Annotated in this window: 13 protein-coding genes, 1 pseudogene and 2 CRISPR repeat arrays; of the genes and pseudogenes, 11 read left to right on the forward strand and 3 right to left on the reverse strand. The window is 72.8% G+C overall.

Annotation, left to right across the window (positions count from 1 at the left end; all coding sequences use genetic code 11):
• Nucleotides 1–51: 51 nt before the first annotated feature.
• Nucleotides 52–1053, reverse strand: coding sequence for a small ribosomal subunit Rsm22 family protein (locus EF903_RS13255; RefSeq protein ID WP_125543420.1), 1002 nt, complete (start codon nt 1051–1053; stop codon nt 52–54).
• A 32-nt stretch (nt 1054–1085) separates the two neighbouring features.
• A pseudogene (locus EF903_RS13260) lies at nt 1086–2060 on the reverse strand (multidrug effflux MFS transporter); the annotation flags it as partial.
• Nucleotides 2061–2065: 5 nt separating this feature from the next.
• Between EF903_RS13260 and EF903_RS13265 the strand changes: the two are divergent.
• The 10 genes from EF903_RS13265 to EF903_RS13310 all read left to right on the forward strand — a co-directional run bounded on the left by EF903_RS13265 (nt 2066) and on the right by EF903_RS13310 (nt 17021).
• Nucleotides 2066–3115, forward strand: coding sequence for a hypothetical protein (locus tag EF903_RS13265; protein WP_125543421.1), 1050 nt, complete (start codon nt 2066–2068; stop codon nt 3113–3115).
• 59 nt (nt 3116–3174) lie between these two features.
• Nucleotides 3175–4047, forward strand: a complete 873-nt coding sequence (locus EF903_RS13270; protein WP_125543422.1) for a 4'-phosphopantetheinyl transferase superfamily protein — start codon at nt 3175–3177, stop codon at nt 4045–4047.
• A 152-nt stretch (nt 4048–4199) separates the two neighbouring features.
• A CRISPR array of direct repeats spans nt 4200–6134; the repeat unit is 29 nt; unit sequence CTGCTCCCCGCGCACGCGGGGATGACCCC.
• A 378-nt stretch (nt 6135–6512) separates the two neighbouring features.
• Nucleotides 6513–11063 (forward strand): type I-E CRISPR-associated protein Cse1/CasA, encoded by a 4551-nt coding sequence (gene casA / locus EF903_RS13275; protein WP_125543423.1) that lies wholly within the window; start codon nt 6513–6515, stop codon nt 11061–11063.
• The gene (gene casB / locus EF903_RS13280; RefSeq protein ID WP_125543424.1) at nt 11060–11809 is read left to right on the forward strand and encodes a type I-E CRISPR-associated protein Cse2/CasB; all 750 of its coding nucleotides are present in this window, start codon (nt 11060–11062) and stop codon (nt 11807–11809) included. Before casA ends, casB begins: the two co-directional genes overlap by 4 nt.
• The gene (gene cas7e / locus EF903_RS13285; protein ID WP_125543425.1) at nt 11806–13041 is read left to right on the forward strand and encodes a type I-E CRISPR-associated protein Cas7/Cse4/CasC; all 1236 of its coding nucleotides are present in this window, start codon (nt 11806–11808) and stop codon (nt 13039–13041) included. Before casB ends, cas7e begins: the two co-directional genes overlap by 4 nt.
• Nucleotides 13038–13823: a type I-E CRISPR-associated protein Cas5/CasD gene (cas5e, locus tag EF903_RS13290; RefSeq protein ID WP_125543426.1), complete on the forward strand. Its 786-nt coding sequence runs from the start codon at nt 13038–13040 to the stop codon at nt 13821–13823. Before cas7e ends, cas5e begins: the two co-directional genes overlap by 4 nt.
• Nucleotides 13823–14539: a type I-E CRISPR-associated protein Cas6/Cse3/CasE gene (gene cas6e, locus EF903_RS13295; RefSeq protein ID WP_125543427.1), complete on the forward strand. Its 717-nt coding sequence runs from the start codon at nt 13823–13825 to the stop codon at nt 14537–14539. The genes cas5e and cas6e overlap by 1 nt, the downstream gene beginning before the upstream one ends.
• Entirely contained in the window at nt 14536–15492 is a 957-nt protein-coding gene (gene cas1e, locus EF903_RS13300) for a type I-E CRISPR-associated endonuclease Cas1e (protein ID WP_125543428.1), read from the forward strand. The genes cas6e and cas1e overlap by 4 nt, the downstream gene beginning before the upstream one ends.
• Nucleotides 15489–15839 (forward strand): type I-E CRISPR-associated endoribonuclease Cas2e, encoded by a 351-nt coding sequence (gene cas2e, locus EF903_RS13305; RefSeq protein ID WP_125543429.1) that lies wholly within the window; start codon nt 15489–15491, stop codon nt 15837–15839. The genes cas1e and cas2e overlap by 4 nt, the downstream gene beginning before the upstream one ends.
• 82 nt (nt 15840–15921) lie before the next feature.
• Nucleotides 15922–16629: direct repeats of the CRISPR family, unit length 29 nt; unit sequence CTGCTCCCCGCACGCGCGGGGATGACCCC.
• 29 nt (nt 16630–16658) lie between these two features.
• Entirely contained in the window at nt 16659–17021 is a 363-nt protein-coding gene (locus EF903_RS13310) for a hypothetical protein (protein ID WP_125543430.1), read from the forward strand.
• Between the two features lie 81 nt (nt 17022–17102).
• Here the strand turns inward: EF903_RS13310 and EF903_RS13315 are convergent, their stop codons facing one another.
• The gene (locus EF903_RS13315) at nt 17103–17702 is read right to left on the reverse strand and encodes a dihydrofolate reductase family protein (protein WP_125543431.1); all 600 of its coding nucleotides are present in this window, start codon (nt 17700–17702) and stop codon (nt 17103–17105) included.
• Between the two features lie 69 nt (nt 17703–17771).
• Here EF903_RS13315 and EF903_RS13320 point away from each other — a divergent pair, with 69 nt between their 5' ends.
• Nucleotides 17772–18368: a TetR/AcrR family transcriptional regulator gene (locus tag EF903_RS13320; RefSeq protein ID WP_125543432.1), complete on the forward strand. Its 597-nt coding sequence runs from the start codon at nt 17772–17774 to the stop codon at nt 18366–18368.
• The last annotated feature ends 223 nt before the right edge of the window (nt 18369–18591 follow it).

An 18591-nucleotide genomic window follows, 5' to 3' on the forward strand; every position in this document is an offset into this window, starting at 1 on the left:
AGCGGGCACGGGACGCCGAGTGGGGCCGGGAGTGGCCTCCGGCCCCGGACGTCAGTCCGTGGCCGGAGGCCACTCCCGGCCCCACTCGGCGTCCCGTGCCCGCTTGTAGAGGTCGCCGTGCCTCTTGGCCACGGTGGCCCGGACCAGCCCCTCGCCCTCCGGCCCGCACAGGTCGAGCAGGACGAGGCCCTTGCGGATCTGCGGCTTTCGCGTGATCCGGGCGGCGGCCGGCTCCGCCGGGAAGCGGGTCGCCGCGACGTAGCTGAACTTCTCGTCCTCGTACGGCAGCGAGCCGCCCTTGACCTGCCGGTGCAGTGAGGAGCGGCTGACCCGCGCGGAGAAGTGGCACCAGTCCTCGCCGATGCCGATCGGGCAGGCGCCGTCGTGCGGGCAGGGCGCGGCGACGTGCAGGCCCGCCGCGATCAGCTGGTCGCGGGCCTCGCGGATGCGCAGGTAGCCCTCGGGCGTGCCCGGCTCGACGACGGCGACGGCCTGCCCGGCCCGGGCCGCCTCGGCGACGACGGCGCGCCGGGCCTCCGGGGTGAGCTCCCCGAGGACGTACGAGACGGTCACGAGGTCCGCGGCGGGCAGGGCGAGGGCCGACCCGATGACGGCCCGCCGCCACTCGGCGCCCCGCAGCACGGGGGAGCCGGACGCTCCGGCCAGTTCGCGGCCGAGGGCGAGTGCGGGCTCCGCCCAGTCCAGGACGGTCGTCCCGCGCGGGCCGTCCCAGGTGGCGTCGACCGCCCAGGTCGCCGCGCCGGTGCCGCCGCCGACGTCCACGTGCGAGGCGGGCGCCCAGTCCGGGGCGGCGCCGGCGAGGCCGGCGAGCGCGGAGCGGACCGCCTCGAAGGTGGCGGGCATCCGGTACGCCGCGTACGCCGCCACGTCGGAGCGGTCCCGCAGGACGGGGGCGTCGGTCGGGGTGCGCCCCCGGTAGTTGGCGATCAGCCGCTCGACGGCGGCCGCGGCCTGCTTCGGCGGCAGCCCGTCGAGGAGTCCGGCCAGCGCGGACCGGAGGGTTTCGGCGGTGGTGGGGGCGGAGGCGTTCACCTCCGAAGTTTACGGCGCCCCCGGTGCCCGGCTCACGCGGCGGCGGCCGCCCCGCGGCTGCGCCAGGGCCGGCACAGGCCGAGGAAGCAGCTCGCGGCGAGCAGCGAGCAGCACACCTGGACGACCGCCATCGGCACGGCGGTGCCCTCCCCGGCGATGCCGACGAGCGGCGAGGCGGCCGCGCCGACGAGGAACGAGGAGGTGCCGAGCAGCGCCGACGCCGACCCGGCGGCCTGCGGGGTGCGCATCAGGGCCAGCGCGTTGGTGTTCGGCAGGACCAGGCCCATCGCGGACATCAGCACGAACAGGGCGGCGGCGACCGGCGCCAGGCCGACCGGGCCGAACACACCTGCCGACATCAGCAGCAGCGCGGCGGACGCGGCGACCGCCACGGCGATCCCGCAGGCCAGGACCTTGTCGAGGCTGACCCGGCCGACGAGCAGCTTGCCGTTGACCTGCCCGATGACGATCAGGCCGACGGAGTTCAGGCCGAACAGCAGGCTGAAGGTCTGCGCGGAGGCCCCGTAGATCTCCTGGACGACGAACGGCGAGGCCGCGATGTACGCGAACAGCGCCGCGAAGGAGAAGCCGCCCGCCAGCACGTACCCGGCGAAGACGCGGTCCGCGAGCAGGCCGCGCATGGTCCGCAGGGCGGCGCCGACGCCGCCGGTGTGCCGCCGCTCCGGCGGCAGCGTCTCGTCCAGGCGGCGCCACACGAGGAGGGTGAGGGCGAGGCCGACGGCGGCGAGGACGACGAAGACGCCGCGCCAGTCGGCGAAGCGGAGCACCTGCGCGCCGATGAGCGGGGCGACGATGGGCGCCACCCCGGAGATCAGCATCAGGCTGGAGAAGAACTTCGCCATCTCCACGCCCTCGTACAGGTCGCGGACGACGGCACGGGCGATGACGATCCCCGCGGCCCCGGCCAGGCCCTGGAGCAGGCGGAAACCGATGAGCAGCTCGGCGGTCGGGGCGAGCGCGCAGACGGCGGTCGCGAGGACGTACAGCGCCCGTGCCGTCGTCCGCGCTCGTCGGCCGGCCCGGCGAAGGCGTCGCCCTCGCCCTGCGCACCTTCCAGGTCAACCGCTGCCTGATCCCCGCCCTGGCCGTCGCCGCCGCCGACACCGTCCTGCACTCCGCCGTCCGCGCCGTCACCCCCGGCCGCGGCGGGCGCACCGTCCGCCGCTGGTACAAGCCGCTCACCGGCGTCTTCGCCGACCTGCTGGCCTGCGACAGCATGGCGACCACCGCCCTGCGCGCCCTCAGCCTGCTGCCCGAGCGCAGCCACGTCCTGGCCGCCACCGTCAAGTACGTCGTACCGGACCTGCTGCGCGAGGACCTCGAAGCCCTCGCGTCCGTCCTCGGCTCGCACGGGTACGAGCACCGCAGCCCCGAGTACGGCTCCCTCGACAAGCTGGTGCGCGACCTGCCCGTCGCCGGGCTCGGCCACACCGGGACGGCCGCCTGCCAGGCCGTCATCGTCCCGCAGCTGCGCAGCCTCGCCGAACGGTCCTGGTTCAGCGCCGAGGAGCCGCCGCCCGCGCTGTTCCGCGCCGGCGCGCCGCTGCCCGTACTCGACTACCGGCTGCTCGGCATCGCCAGCGGCGACGACTTCCTCTCCGCCACCCTCGCCGGCGCCGCCGAACGCCTCGCACCGCACCGCGCCGACGGCGGCCCCGCGGGCGACCTCGCCGCGCTCGCGGAACTCGCCGAGACCTTCGCCAACGAACTGCGCGGGCTCCGCGCCCGCTGCCTGCGCATCCCCGAGACGCGGGAGGCGCTGACCGACCCGGCCGTCGTCACCCTCTCCGACCGGTACGCCCTGGTCCTCGCCGCGGCGAGCGTCCTCGGCGTGTGGGAGTCCCGGTCGCAGGACGGCCGCGACCCGTTCCTCGCCGACCCCGCCTGGGCCGTGCTCGCCCTGACGCGGATCGGCCGCCGCATGGGCATCCCGGTGCCGGAACTCCCCGACGGCGTCCTCGACCGGATGCTCGCCGAACTGTCCGCGCGCTACCGCGACGGCCGCAGCTGCGACCTCGACGGACTCCCGCTCGCGCGATGACGTCCGGCGAAGCCCCCGCCCGCACCGGCCCGAGAACCGCCCACAGGAGGAACCCGCCCATGCCGGACCAGCCCGCACCGGACGCGCCGCGCACCGCCACGGACGCGCCGAGCAACGCGACGCGCATCGCGCCCCCCGTCCACGTCCCCGGCCCGCACGGGCCGTGGGACGAGGTCCACCGCGGACTGGACCGGTACGGCAGCGCCGTCGTGTACGCGACCTGGGGCGAATGGCTGCCCGCGGCGCTCGCCGAACCGGGCCTGCGCCCGCTGCTCGGCCGTGACTGGCAGCGCTACCGCGGCACCGCGGACGCGGCGATCCGGTACCGCTTCCTGACCTCCCGCATGATCATCAAGTACACGGCGGCGGCCGCGCTCCGCACCGGCCCCGCCGCGTTCGACCTCGCGTACAAGCTGGGCGGGCGACCGTTCATCCGCGGCCTCGACCAGATCGACATCAGCCTGAGCCACACCGACGACCTCATCGCGGTCGGCGTCTGCCGCACCGGCCGCATCGGGGTCGACGTCGAGCCGGCCGACCGCCGCATGTCCTTCGAGCTGCTCCGCGGCCACATGTGCACCCCCGCCGAGCACGCCGAACTCGCCCGCATGTCGGGGGAGCGGCAGGCCGCGGAGCTGCTGCGGCTGTGGACGCTGAAGGAGGCGTACACCAAGGCCCTCGGGCAGGGCCTCCAGCTCGGCTTCACCGAGTTCGGCTTCGGCCTGCGCAGCGGCGGCCTGATCACCCCGGACGGCACCCCGGCCGCGGGCGGCGAGTGGGCGTTCGCGACGCACCCGGTCCTGGCCGACCGCTACCTGCTGAGCACGGCCTGCCACGACACGGGCCTGGACACGGCCCGCGACACGGCGGTGGACACGATGCTGGACCCGGCGTTCATGGCGGCGGTGGAGGACGCCCTGACGACGGGGTGACCCGCCTTCCAGGCAAACCTGGCTTCGGCTCCCCACTCTATGGGCGGTTCACATAGAAAACACCATTTCTGAACTATTCGAGCGTATTGCCGGATCCTGTGAAAGTGCTCAGAACCGCGCACCTTCTCGCATAACATCGCAGCTCGCATAGCCTGCTCCCCGCGCACGCGGGGATGACCCCCCGGCCCCGTCACGCCCGACCCGGAGGAAGGCCTGCTCCCCGCGCACGCGGGGATGACCCCCAGGTGGCGTCGGTTTCGTCGATGCCGGTGAACTGCTCCCCGCGCACGCGGGGATGACCCCTCCCCTCGCCAGCCGCCAGGGATGGCGGTGGGCTGCTCCCCGCGCACGCGGGGATGACCCCTTGTGGACGCTGGACAGCGACTTCGGCAAGTGCTGCTCCCCGCGCACGCGGGGATGACCCCTCCGTCTGCAATGTGGTGGTTTCGGAGTAATCCTGCTCCCCGCGCACGCGGGGATGACCCCCCCATGCTGGCGGGCGGATGGATGGTGCAGTTCTGCTCCCCGCGCACGCGGGGATGACCCCAGGTCGGCGACGCCGGCGAACTGGGCCCCGGTCTGCTCCCCGCGCACGCGGGGATGACCCCCCGGCGCTGCTCCAGAGTGCGGATCACGTCTCCGCCCGGAGCTGCTCCCCGCGCACGCGGGGATGACCCCCAGGGCGGTCGACGCGACGGGGCGCGGCATCACTGCTCCCCGCGCACGCGGGGATGACCCCGCCACCGGGTCAGACGGCTTCGACTCGCCATCGACGAGGCTGCTCCCCGCGCACGCGGGGATGACCCCCTATCTCGGATGGGCACCGCCCTATTTCCCCACTGCTCCCCGCGCACGCGGGGATGACCCCCGGTACCCGCCGTACTTGTTGATGACGTACAGCTGCTCCCCGCGCACGCGGGGATGACCCCCAGAGTCTGTTCCACGGGCGGCCGCTGGACTGCTGCTCCCCGCGCACGCGGGGATGACCCCTGGAGCGCCATCGGAATGGCGGCGCCGATGATCTGCTCCCCGCGCACGCGGGGATGACCCCCCAGACGTCGGGCGGGGAATTCGCGGAAGTCGCTGCTCCCCGCGCACGCGGGGGTGATCCGGAGGCGATCGGCCCCCGGATCACCCCGGAGGCTGCTCCCCGCGCACGCGGGATGACCCCTCCTGTTCGGCATCCGCAGCACGGAGTCCGGCCTGCTCCCCGCGCACGCGGGGATGACCCCCGCATCGTGCTGGACGAATCCGGGGCCGCCCTCTGCTCCCCGCGCACGCGGGGATGACCCCACCATCCGGCTGCCCCTCGTCAACCAGAACACCTGCTCCCCGCGCACGCGGGGATGACCCCATGTGGCGCCGCGCCTACCAGCCCACCCTGGCCTGCTCCCCGCGCACGCGGGGATGACCCCGACCGGGCGGGGACGTTCGAGCTCACGGCCGTCTGCTCCCCGCGCACGCGGGGATGACCCCACCGCCGGCGCCTGCACCGCATGCGGATCGCTCTGCTCCCCGCGCACGCGGGGATGACCCCTCCGAGGTGGCCGATACGGACGTCCGCGGCGACTGCTCCCCGCGCACGCGGGGATGACCCCACGACAAAGCCCCCGCGGGGGGCCGACGGAGCTGCTCCCCGCGCACGCGGGGATGACCCCTCACCAGGCAGGAAATGCACGCACTCCGGAAGCTGCTCCCCGCGCACGCGGGGATGACCCCTGGACGGCGCGGTCAAGGAGATCGAGTCGCCGCTGCTCCCTGCGCACGCGGGGATGACCCCCCCTACCTCGCCGCCACGGCGTACGGGCAGGGCTGCTCCCCGCGCACGCGGGGATGACCCCTGGTGGGAGAACGCCCCCGGCGGGCAGGCAGGCTGCTCCCCGCGCACGCGGGGATGACCCCGAGTCGATGACGACGGCCTGGTGGCCGTTTTCCTGCTCCCCGCGCACGCGGGGATGACCCCGAGGTCGGGGCGTTCCTGCTCCTGTGCAGCAGCTGCTCCCCGCGCACGCGGGGATGCCCCCCTTCCCAACCATCGGTCCGTGCCCGGACCGACTGCTCCCCGCGACGCACACGGGGATGACCCCACCTCAGACCTGCCAGCCGGCGCCTGCTCCTCGCGTACATGGGGGATGGCCCACCCCTCTTCGCGCCGCGGAGCTTGTCGCCGATCTGTCCCCGTGTCCGCGGTTAGGGCCCGCGGACATGCTGTGCAGGCTGTTGGGCGCGCCTGCCGTTTGCGCGTTGCAGCGCATCGAGCCGGGGCCGGACCTCTCTTCGTCAACAGCAGGCCTCGTTCACTCATATGGGTGATGTCTGGGAAGTGGCGTTCGGAGCGTGTCTGGAGCCCGGATCATGAACGCGCTCCCCTTTCCGCCCAGTGCGGCGAGCCCGGGAGCCCGCTCTCCGGGCGGGGATGGGGATTCCCGCCCGGGTGCGCGTACCAAGGTCCTGGGGGGATCGAGATGCACGACGACGCACCGCACTGGAGTGCTTCGCTGTCACCGGCGGCGCGCACCGTGTGGGCCAAGCACGAGGACAAGACCTCGAAGTGGCTGCCGTTGTGGCGGCACATGGCGGACTCCGCCGCGATGGCGGAGCGGTTGTGGGACGAGTGGCTGCCGCACCACGTTCGGCGCCTCGTGGCGGACAGCCTCCCCGACGGCGAGGGGGATGCGCGGCGGCTCGCCGTGTGGCTGGGAGCCGTCCACGACGTCGGAAAGGCAACGCCGGCCTTCGCCTGCCAGGTGGACCAACTTGCCGAGCGCATGCGGTCCGCAGGGCTGGACATGCCCACGGCCCGGCAGTTCGGCGACGCCCGCAGGCGCGCTCCGCACGGCTTGGCCGGCCAGGCCCTCGTGGAGGAGTGGCTGGAGGGTCGCGGGTGGTCGCCGCGGGCGGCGATGGCGTTCGCCGGGGCCGTCGGCGGGCACCACGGGGTGCTTCCCGGCCACGAGCACTTCCACGCCCTGCACCAGCATCCCGAGCTCCTGCGCACACCCGGGCCCTCCGAGCGCCTGTGGCGCGCCGTTCAGACCGAGCTGCTCGACGCGGCCACCGCGGCCCATGGAGTGCGGGACCGCCTGCACGACTGGAGTGCGGTCAAGTTGCCCCAGCCGGTGCAGGTGGTGCTGTCGGCGCTTGTGATCCTCGCGGACTGGATCGCCAGCAACTCCGACCTCTTCCTCCTCTACCCCGAGGAGCGGCACCGCAGCGACGCCGAGCGCATCGAAGCCGCGTGGCGCGGCATCGAGCTGCCGCCGCCCTGGACCGCGCCGACCGTGGAGGAGGATGCGCGGGGCCTGATGGAAGCACGCTTCGGGCTTCCCGCCGTCCGTCCCCTGCAGGAGGAAGCCGTCCGGTTGGCGCGAGCAACCCCCACTCCCGGCCTGATGATCATCGAGGCGCCGATGGGCGAGGGGAAGACGGAGGCGGCGCTCGCCGTGGCAGAGGTGTTCGCCTCCCGCACGCGGGCAGGCGGCTGCTTCGTGGCACTGCCGACCAGGGCGACGGCCAGTGCCATGTACGGCCGCTTCCGCAAGTGGCTCGACCGTCTTCCGGGCGACGGGGCGCGCACCGTCTACCTGGCCCACTCCAAGGGCTTCCTCGACGACGCCTTCGCCGCGGACTTCCGCGCAGGAAGCCGTCCGATCGCAGCCGTCGACCTCGACGGGGACCCGACCTCGCTGCGGTCCCTCCGCGACGACCGGTGTGCGGCGACGTCGTCCCTCGTTGCACACCAGTGGCTGCGCGGCCGCAAGAAGGGGATGCTCGCCCCGTTCGTCGTCGGAACCATCGACCAGTTGCTCTTCGCCGGACTGAAGAGCCGGCATCTGGTGCTGCGGCACCTGGCCCTGGCCGGCAAGGTCGTCGTCATCGACGAGGTCCACGCCTACGACGCGTACATGAACGAATACCTCGAACGCGTCCTGTCCTGGCTCGGGCGCTACAAGGTCCCCGTCGTGATGCTGTCCGCAACCTTGCCCGCCGGTCGGCGCCGGGCGCTGGCCCTCGCCTACTCCGAGACGGCCGACGAGGCCGGAGCACTCACCGCCACCAGTGCCTACCCCCTGATCAGCGTGGTCTGCGAGGGCCGGGAGACGATCGTCGGGACGCCCCCCGCCGCCGCGGGCCGACACCTCTCGATCGCCGTCGAGAAGCTGGACGACGACCCGGGCGCCCTGGCGGACCGCCTGGCGGCCGAACTCGCCGGGGGCGGCTGCGCCCTGGTCGTCCGCAACACCGTCGACCGTGTCCTCCGAACTGCGGGCGTACTGCGCGAGCGCTTCGGCCCCGACGCGGTGACCGTGGCCCACTCCCGGTTCACCGACCTCGACCGGGCCCGCAAGGACGACGACCTCGTTGCCCGGTTCGGCCCGTGGGGCACGCGCCCCGCAGGGCCGCACATCGTGGTCGCGAGCCAGGTCGCCGAGCAGTCGCTCGACATCGACTTCGACGTCCTCGTCACCGACCTCGCCCCCGTCGACCTCGTCCTCCAACGCATGGGGCGGCTGCACCGCCACCAGCGCGGCGAACGCCAGGCCGACCGCCCGGAGCGGCTGCGTGTCCCGAAGTGCCTCATCACCGGCGTCGACTGGGCTGGAGGACCGCCCTGCCCCGCCGACGAGTCTGCCGCCGTCTACGGACGGCACGCCCTCCTGCGGTCCCTCGCCGTCCTGCACCCGCACCTCGAAGGCAAACCCCTCGACCTCCCCGACCACATCAGCCCCCTCGTGCAGGCCGCGTACGCCGATACGACGCCACCCGCCCCCGAGGCCTGGACCGCGGCCGTGGACAACGCCCGTGACGAACACGACAGGAACACCGTGGAGAAGCGCCGGAAGGCGCAGACCTTCCTCCTCGAGCAGGCGCGCAGGCCCGGCCGCTCCCTGATCGGATGGATCGACGCCGGGGTCGGCGACGCGGAAGACACCCGCGCAGGCCGCGCCCAGGTCAGGGACAGCGAGGAGGCCCTGGAGGTGCTCGTCGTCCAGCGCCGCCGCGACGGCACGTACACCACCCTGCCCTGGCTGGACCGGGGCATGGGCGGGCTCGAACTGCCCTTGGACGCCGTCCCGCCGCCCCGTGCCGCCCGCGCGGCCGTCGCCAGCGCGCTGCGGCTCCCGTACCACTTCGGCAAGCCGTGGCTCATCGACCGGGTGATCGGCGAACTAGAGCAGTTCTGCCCCACCGCATGGCAGGCCAAGGAGAGCCACCTGCTTGCCGGGGAACTGTTCCTCGTGCTCGACGAGGACTGCCGCACCCGGCTGGCAGGCTTCGACCTCCACTACAGCGAGACCGACGGCTTGGAGGTCACTCCGGCCGGCGCCAAGGACGTGAAGCTGGTGAAAGGCGTTCCCGGATTCGACCTGGTCTCCCGCCCCTGGCTGGGCGTCCAGTTGTGCGACGGTTCCACGGCGGAGCTCTCCCTCAAGGAGGTATTCGCACGGGCCGCCGAGATCCGGCGGATCGTGGGCGACCTTCCCACGCAGGAATTCGCCCTCATGCGCCTGCTGCTGGCCGTCCTCCACGACGCGGTGGACGGCCCCCCGGACATCGACGCCTGGCAGGACCTGAGCGAAAGCCCGCAACCCCTCGCCGCGGTCGGCCCCTACCTCGACCGCCACCGGGAGCGGTTCGACCTCCTGCACCCCACCCGGCCGTTCTTCCAAGTCGCCGACTTGCGCACGCAGAAGGACGAAGTGTTCTCCCTGAACCGGATCGTGGCCGACGTCCCGAACGGTGACGCGTTCTTCACCATGCGCCGGCCCGGCGTCGAACGGCTCGCCTTTGCCGAAGCCGCCAGGTGGCTGGTCCATGCCCAGGCCTTCGACACCTCCGGCATCAAGTCCGGCGCCGTGGGCGACCCCCGAGTGAAGGGCGGCAAGGGCTACCCGCAGGGCGTTGCCTGGGCCGGCAACATCGGAGGACTGTTCGCCGAAGGCGACAACCTTCAGGAGACCCTCCTCCTCAACCTGGTCCCCGCGGACAACACGGCCGTCACCACGGCCGAGGACGACCGCCCCGCCTGGCGCAGGGATCAGTGCGGCCCCCGGACGCAGGACGACCTCGCCACCCGGCCCACCGGCCCCCGCGACCTCTACACCTGGCAGTCCCGGCGCATCCGCCTCCACCACGACGGCACCGCGGTCCACGGCGTGGTCCTCTCCTACGGCGACCCCCTGCCGGTGCCGGACGCCCACCGGCACGAACCCCTGAGCGGCTGGCGCCGCAGCGCCCCGCAGGAGAAGAAGCTCGGCCGCTCCCCGGTCTACATGCCCCGCCAGCACGACCCCGCCCGCTCCGCCTGGCGCAGCCTCGCCTCCCTCCTCGCATCCGTCGGCGAGGAGCAGCCCGGGCGGCGGGGCGAGCCGGCCCCGTACCTGCGGGCCGGTGTGCTCAAGTGGATCGCCGAACTGACCCACGAACGGCTCCTCCCACGGGACCTGCTGATCCGGCCCCGGCTGATCGGCGCCGTCTACGGCACGCAGCAGTCGGTCATCGACGAAGTGGTCGACGACGCGTTCGCCATGCCCGTGGTCCTTCTCCACGAACAGGACCGGCGCCACGCGCAGCAGGCCGTCGCGGCAGTCGAGGACAGCACCAAGGCGGTCAACGCCCTGGGAGACCTGGCCGCCGACCTTGCCGCAGCCTCTCGCAGGCCCGGCGAACCCCCCCGGGAAACGGCCCGCGACCTGGGCTTCGGCCTGCTGGACGGCCCGTACCGCCAGTGGCTGGCCGGCCTCGGCGACGCAGCAGACCCCGCCGACGCGCGCGCCGTTTGGCAGCGGACGGCGTACTGGATCCTTCGCGACGCCGCCGCCACCCTGCTCGCGGACGCCGGCGACACCGGCTGGCTCGACCACGCCCGCTCCGAACGCATCTTCCACGCCCGGCTCAACAAGGCCCTCGCGCTGCGCAACGACACCGCACCACCCGACCCGGCCGCACCCGCACCGGCGTCCGCAGCCGCACCCACAGGTGGAGCCGACCGCAGCAAGGAGGCAGTCCGATGACGGAGACCGCGCCGAGGAGTCCGGCGCCCGCAGAACCTCCGGAACGTGAACCGGAACGCGGCGCAGGCGCAGGAACGGAGCACGGGCCGCTCCGCCAAGCCGTCGCCCAGCGCATCCGCATCCTCCAACACGACTACCGCAACGACGTATCCCACGCCGTGCAAGCTCTCGCACGCCTCCGCAGGGGCATCGGCCGACAGGCGACCGAGACGCCCGAGCTGTGGGGCCTCGTGGGCATGGAGCAGTTCTACGCCGCGCGGACCGCGCAGGGACGCGGCCGGGTGGACGAAGCCGAGGCCCTGCGCGCCGAACGCGCCGCCCACGTCGCCGTGACCCTGTGGGCCCTCCACCAGCAGTCCAACCGGACCAAGCGGATGCACGTGGAGGACGGAGCCTCCCTGGGCACGGCCGTACGACGCCTCATGTCCGGCACCGACTCCGACGAACCGATCCGCAAGCGGCTCGTCCGCGCGGGCACGGCGACGACATTCGAGGTGCTCGCCCAACGGCTGCGTGAACTGGTCGTACTCCTGCGGGCCGCCGAGATCCCCCTCGACTACGGCCTGCTCGCCGAGCACCTCGACCGCTGGCAGCGGCCCGGCGGGCCCACGCTGGTCCGCCAGGCCTGGGGGCGCGGCTTCCACGCCCACCAGGGCGCCGCCGGCCCCGGCGCACAGCAGGACGACGCACCCGGCGGGCCGGTCGAGACCGGCGTCGACCCGAACGACACGAAGGACGAGACATGAGCCGCACCATCCTCGACGTGCACATCCTCCAGACGGTCCCGCCCAGCAACATCAACAGGGACGACACCGGTGCCCCGAAGAGCGCCGTCTACGGCGGAGTCCGCCGCTCCAGGGTGTCCAGCCAGGCGTGGAAGAAGGCCACGCGCAACGCCTTCGGGGAACTGCTGGACCCGGCAGAGCTGGGCGTCAGGACGAAGAAGGTCGTGGACGCCCTGACCCGGCGCATCACGGCGCGCGAGACGTCCTTGACCGCCGAGCAGGTCTGGCCGATGGCCGCCGAGGTCATCCAGGTCGCCACCGGGGCCAAGATCGAGACCCCGGCGCGCAAGACCGGTGCGAAGGGCGGCAAGGGCGACCCGCGGGAGGAGGGAGCTTCCGATACGCAGGCCCCCCAGTCCTCCTACCTGCTGTTCCTCAGCGCCCGCCAGCTCGACCTGCTCGCGGACCTGGCCATCGAGGGCATCGCGAAGAAAGCCGACCCGAAGGTGCACCTCAAGGACCCCGAGGTGAAGAGCCGGGCGAAGAAGGCGGCCGCCACCCGGCACTCCGTGGACATCGCCCTCTTCGGCCGGATGGTGGCCGACAACACCGATCTCAACGTTGACGCCGCCGCCCAGGTCGCCCACGCCCTCAGCGTCCACTCCGTGGACCTGGAGGCCGACTACTTCACCGCCGTCGACGACCAGAACGGCGACGCCGAGCCCGGGGCCGGAATGATCGGAACGGTCGACTTCAACTCCGCCACCCTCTACCGCTACGCCGCGGTCGACGTCGACCTGCTCGCCGCCAACCTCGACGCCGGCCTGACCGACGACGAACGCACCGCAGGGCAGGCACCGGAGCCGGTGCGCCGTGCCGTCGAAGCCTTCGTCGAGGCCTTCACCCTCTCCATGCCCAGCGGGAAGATCAACACTTTCGGGAACCACACCCTCCCGGACGCGGTCGTCGTCAAGTTGCGCTCCGCCCGCCCCATCAGCTTCGTGGGCGCTTTCGAACGCGCCGTGACCCGGGAAGGCACGGGCGACGGCCACGTCCGGGCCGCCTGCGAGGCCCTCGCCGCACACGTCCCCGCGGTGGAGGAGTCCTTCGGCGCCGCCGCGGACCACACCTGGATCGTGCGCGTCGGCGAGCAGACCGAAGCCCTGGCGCCGCTCGGCGAGCAGGTCAACCTCCGCGAACTCGTCGGCAAGGTCGGGGACGCCGTCGCGGAACGGCTGGGCAAGCGGGGATGAGCGTCCTCACCCTGCGGCTGGCGGGCCCCCTCCAGGCATGGGGGTCCTCCGCCCGCTTCGCCCGCCGCACCACGGAGACCACCCCCACGAAGAGCGGCGTCATCGGCCTGCTCGCCGCCGCACTCGGCCGCCCGCGCGACGCGGACCTCTCCGACCTGGCCGCCCTGTCCTTCGCCGTACGGATCGACCAGGCCGGCACGCGCGTACGGGACTTCCAGACGGCCCGCCACGCCGACACCGGCAAGGCGATGCCCGTCTCGGAGCGCTACTACCTGGCCGACGCCGTCTTCGTCGCAGCCGTCGCCGGAGACGACGCACTCGTCCAGGACCTGCACGCCGCCGTGCGAAACCCCGTCCACCTGCCCTACCTCGGACGGCGCTCCTGCCCGCCGCAGGGGCCCGTCGACCTGGGAATCGTCCGAGACGCGGACGATCCGGCAGCGGTGCTGCGCGACGAGCCGTGGCAGGCAGCCGCATGGCACCAGGAACGGCACCGAAGCCTGCCCTCGGTCCGCCTGACCCTCCTGGCCGAAGCGGCCCCCGGAGACCCGCGCGGAACGGCCCTCCGCGACCAGCCGCTCAGCTTCGCGCCGTCCCACCGGCGGTACGCGCTGCGCACCGTCGTACCAACCGCCGTCGAGGTGCCGAACCCGCGCTTCCAGCCCGGCGGACGGCACCACACCCCGGCAGCCGGGCGGCGCGTTCGCGTGCCCCCACCCCGGCACACGCCCGAAGCCCACCTCACGCAGCTGCCGCTGCAGCTCCCGCTGGACGGCCACTGATGTACCTGACCCGATTCCGACTCAACACCGCCCGCGCCGGCTCACGCCACCTGCTCGCCTCACCGCAGCGCATGCACGCTGCGGTGATGTCCTCGTTCGCCGACGTACTGCCCGGCGACCCCCACGCGCCGCGTGTACTCTGGCGCGTCGACCGCAACTCGCGCGCCGAGGTGCTCCTCTTCGTCGTCAGCGAGCAGCGCCCGGACCTCACCCACCTCGTCGAACAGGCCGGCTGGCCGACCACGGCCGCCTGGCAGACGTACGAGTACGCGTCCTTCCTCGACGGCCTCGCAAAGGGCGGCATCTGGAACTTCCGGCTCACGGCGAACCCCGTCCACCACGTACGCCGCAGCGCGGACGAGATCCGCAAGCGCACCGCCCACCGCACCCCGCGCCACCAGATGGGGTGGCTGCTGGACCGGCAGGAGCGGGCCGGCTTCCGGGTCCTGGAGACCCCCGCCGAGCGACGGCGCCTCGCGCAGGGGGACGAGCACCAGCTCACCGTCCGCGACGAACAGCGGCACCGCTTCGGCAAGACGGACACCGGAACGGGTCTGGCGAACCGCGTACCGCTGGTGACGGTGACCTTCGACGGCCGGCTCGAAGTCACCGACCCCGAGCTCCTGCGGCGGACCCTGACCCTCGGGCTGGGCAAGGCGAAGGCGTACGGGTGCGGGCTCATGACGCTGGCCGCGGCCGGGGGAGGCCCACGGTGACGACCGTTGCCCGGCGCCGGGCCTCGTCCCCGCGCGACCTGACGCGCGTCGCGGAACGAATCTCCTTCGTCTACCTGGAGCGGTGCATCGTCCACCGCGACCAGAACGCCATCACGGCCGAAGACGCCGACGGCACCACGCACATACCCTCCGCCACCATCGGCACCCTCCTGCTCGGCCCGGGCACGCGCATCACCGACCAGGCGATGACCGTGCTCGCCGACAGCGGCACCGCCGTCGCCTGGGTCGGCGAACACGGCGTGCGCTACTACGCAGGCGGACGCTCCCTGAACCGCTCCTCGGCCCTCGTGGAAGCGCAGGCCACCCGGTGGGCCAACCGCCGCACGCGCCTGGACGTCGCCCGGGCGATGTACCGGCTGCGGTTCCCCGACGAAGACCCGGCCGGCCTCACCAGGCAGGAGCTGCTGGGCCACGAGGGACGCCGCCTCAGGGACTGCTACCGCGACCAGGCCGCACGCACCGGAGTCCCCTGGCACGGACGCAACTACGTCCCCGGCGACTTCGCCGCGAGCGACGCTCCCAACCAGGCCGTCACCGCCGCAGCGCAGTGCATGTACGGCGTCTCCCACGCCGTCGTGGCCGCCCTCGGCTGTGCACCGGGGCTCGGCTTCGTGCACTCGGGGCACGAACTGTCGTTCGTGCTGGACGTCGCCGACTTCTACAAGACGGAAATCGGCATCCCGGTCGCCTTCGACGTGGCGGCGGAAGGCGACCAGGACGTCGGCCCCCGCACCCGCCGCGCACTGCGCGACACCATCAACGAGACCCGTCTGCTCGACCGCTGCGTCAAGGACATCAAGCGGCTGCTCCTCCCGGACGGGCCGGACGGCGCGGACGACGGTCCGGATCAGGCCGACGAGGTCATGCTCCAGTCGGACCGCGACCTCATGGTCGCCTCCGGGCGGAATCACGCCGAAGAGGTGACCTGGTGACCGTGATCGTGCTGACCCAATGCCCGGTCGGACTACGCGGCTTCCTGACGCGGTGGCTGCTGGAAATCTCCCCGGGCGTCTTCATCGGAGGGCCCTCCGCCCGGATCAGGGCGGCGCTGTGGGCGGAGGTGAAGCAGTATGCGGGCATCGGCCGAGCCCTGCTCGCGTACAACACGGACAACGAACAGGGCTTCGCTTTCGAGACGCACGACCACAAGTGGCACCCGATTGACCTTGAGGGCCTGACCCTGATCCACCGCCCGAGCGCCCGCACCACACGGCAACCCCAGTCGCAGTCCGGCTGGAGCAAAGCATCGAAACGCCGCCGCTTCGGCGGCGGCCGATAGGGCGGCAATGCCTCGAATGCCGCAATCCTTGGAAGTGAGTGAAAGAAGCCGTGACCCTCCGAAAACCCGCAGCTCAGGTAGCCTGCTCCCCGCACGCGCGGGGATGACCCCCCGGAATGTTGAGAATCCGATTCGCTATTCAGCTGCTCCCCGCACGCGCGGGGATGACCCCCCTTCGGCCCGACCCGGTGCGGGAACGCCTCGCTGCTCCCCGCACGCGCGGGGATGACCCCCAGTCCCTGTTCCATGGGCGGCCGCTGGACTGCTGCTCCCCGCACGCGCGGGGATGACCCCCGCGACGCCGACCCCGAGCCCCCGAACGTCGACTGCTCCCCGCACGCGCGGGGATGACCCCCAGCTCCACGCCTACGACAAGGCCCTCAGGGGCTGAAGGGCTGCTCCCCGCACGCGCGGGGATGACCCCGTCGAGCCCGTCCTGATGAAGCACGGGACCGGCTGCTCCCCGCACGCGCGGGGATGACCCCGGCGCGGCCCCGGCCCCCACACCACCAGCACCCTGCTCCCCGCACGCGCGGGGATGACCCCCACGGCATCTGCTGGCGGGTGATCCGGGCGTCCTGCTCCCCGCACGCGCGGGGATGACCCCACGTCCAGGACGGCGCGGGTGATCCGCTGGTACTGCTCCCTGCATGCGCGGGGATGACCCCGCCGCGACCACTCCTGACCAGACACTCATCCGCTGCTCCCCGCACGCGCGGGGATGACCCCGCGAAGTGCACGCGGGCGATCGGCCGACCGGCCTGCTCCCCGCATGCGCCGGGTGTCGTGCGCGAGCCGTACGACTTTCCGAGTGCGCTGGTGCACGAGGCCGACATCGCGGCAGTGGCTGCGGTCGCGTTGATGGAGGACGGGCACGTGGGGAAGGCGTACAACCTGACGGGCCCGCAGGCGCTGACCGCGAGTGAGCGGATTGCGGTGCTGTCGAAGATCATCGGGCTGGATGTCGAGCTCGTTCGGATCACGCACGAGCAGGCGGTCGAGCGGTTGATGGCGACGGGTGTGTCCCGGGCGGACGCGGAGTACGTGGTGGGGTGGTACGCCAAGCCGACCGAGGATTCCACGACGGTCGTCGACACGGTCCAGCGGGTGGCGCACCGGCCGGCCCGTACTTTCGCGGAGTGGGCCGACGAGCATGCGGAACGCTTCCGGCTGCCGGTCTGATCTGTAGGGGGCTGCCCGCGGGACGGGCCCGCGGGCGTCGCCCGTCGGCTCTGGCCGTCGAAGGGCCGGCCGCGGCGTCGGTTATGCGGTGCGGGTGAAGCGGGTCAGGGTGGTGCCGGTGGGGAAGGTGGTGCGTTCCGTGACCGTGAAGGCGGTGGGGTCGAAGGGGCCGTCGAAGGCTGGGATGCCGGCGCCGGCGACCACCGGGTAGCTCTTGACGATCAGTTCGTCGATCTCGGGGAGCAGGGCGCCTGCCAGTTTGCCGCCGCCGCAGAGCCAGATGTCCAGGCCGCCGCCGTCGTTTTCCTTTTTGAGGTCGCGGACGAGGGCCAGGGGGTCTCCCGGGACGACCGTGACCGCCGGGTCCGGGTGGGGGGTGAGGGTGCTGGAGATGACGTACTGGCGCAGGTGGGCGTACGGGCTCGTGATGCCCGCGTCGTAGGCCGGGCGGTAGGTGCCGAGGCCCATGAGCACGGTGTCGAAGCGGCGGTTCGGGGCGTCGGCGACGCTGGAGGCGGTGCGGAAGGCCGTCGGGACGGTCTCCGGGTAGAGGGTGTTCGTCCATGCGGTGTACGCGGCGGTCTGCTGTTCGTCGCCGGTCGGGAAGAAGTCGTACTCGCCGCCCGGGCCGGCGATGCGGCCGTCGATGGAGACGCCTACGTAGTATACGAGCTTGCGCAAGATGAGACTCCGTTTGTAGTACTGTGTTTGTAGTGGTTTGAATGTAGTACTACGAATGGAGTGGTGTCAATGGCGAGGCGGAACGAGGAGCGGCGTAGGGCCTTGGTGGACGCTGCGATCGAGGTGCTGGCGAGGGAGGGCGCGCGGGGGCTCACCTTTCGCGCGGTGGATGGCGAGGCCGCCGTGCCGACGGGTACCGCGTCGAACTACTTCGCCAACCGCGACGACCTCCTCACCCAGGCCGGCGCGCGCGTGTACGAGCGGCTGCAGCCGGATGAGGAGACGATCGAGCGGCAGCGTACGGCCGGACGGGATCGGGAGACGTACGTCGAGCTGATGCGGGAACTCGTCGGGCGGGTCGCGTCCTTCCGGACCGGGTACCTGGCGCTGCTCGAACTGCGGCTCGAGGCGACGCGTCGGCCTGAGCTCCGGAAGGTCCTGACCGAGCGGGTTCGGGCCGATGTCGATGCGAACGTCGCCTACCACGAGGCCTCTGGGCTGCCTGGTGATGCGACTGCCGTCAAGTTGCTGATGCTGGCTTTGAACTGGCTGATCGTCGAGCAGCTGACCTTGCCCGAGGTTTTCGGGGAGGAGGAGCGGGATGCGCTGGTCGCTGCTGCGGTCGAGCGCATCGTGGGGGCGGCGGCGTCGTCGTCGTCCGCGTAGGCGGCCTCGTCCGCCCCGACGGGGCTGACTGCCCCGTCTGCCCCTCGCCGCATGGCGCATTGGCCGGTTGTGCGGGGGCGCCCGGTGCGGCCGTCTGGTGGGTGGGGGTTGGCGTTCAAACCAACCTGCAGGAGAGGGGGAGCGGGGGCCGGGGTGTGATCTCGGCCGTCCCTTGTGAGGGGCCTGGCGTTCGAGATGTGGGTGCTTCTCGCCGTTTCGGCGT

It is taken from the genome of Streptomyces sp. WAC05292 (assembly GCF_003949955.1).
In the GTDB taxonomy this organism is placed as follows: Bacteria; Actinomycetota; Actinomycetes; order Streptomycetales; family Streptomycetaceae; genus Streptomyces; species Streptomyces globosus.

Coding starts and splice junctions, on each gene's coding strand:
- EF903_RS13270 (WP_125543422.1), top strand. CDS start 3,175: ATGCCGGACCAGCCCGCACCGGACGCGCCGCGCACCGCCACGGACGCG.
- casA (WP_125543423.1), top strand. CDS start 6,513: ATGCACGACGACGCACCGCACTGGAGTGCTTCGCTGTCACCGGCGGCG.
- casB (WP_125543424.1), top strand. CDS start 11,060: ATGACGGAGACCGCGCCGAGGAGTCCGGCGCCCGCAGAACCTCCGGAA.
- cas7e (WP_125543425.1), top strand. CDS start 11,806: ATGAGCCGCACCATCCTCGACGTGCACATCCTCCAGACGGTCCCGCCC.
- cas5e (WP_125543426.1), top strand. CDS start 13,038: ATGAGCGTCCTCACCCTGCGGCTGGCGGGCCCCCTCCAGGCATGGGGG.
- cas6e (WP_125543427.1), top strand. CDS start 13,823: ATGTACCTGACCCGATTCCGACTCAACACCGCCCGCGCCGGCTCACGC.
- EF903_RS13320 (WP_125543432.1), top strand. CDS start 17,772: ATGGCGAGGCGGAACGAGGAGCGGCGTAGGGCCTTGGTGGACGCTGCG.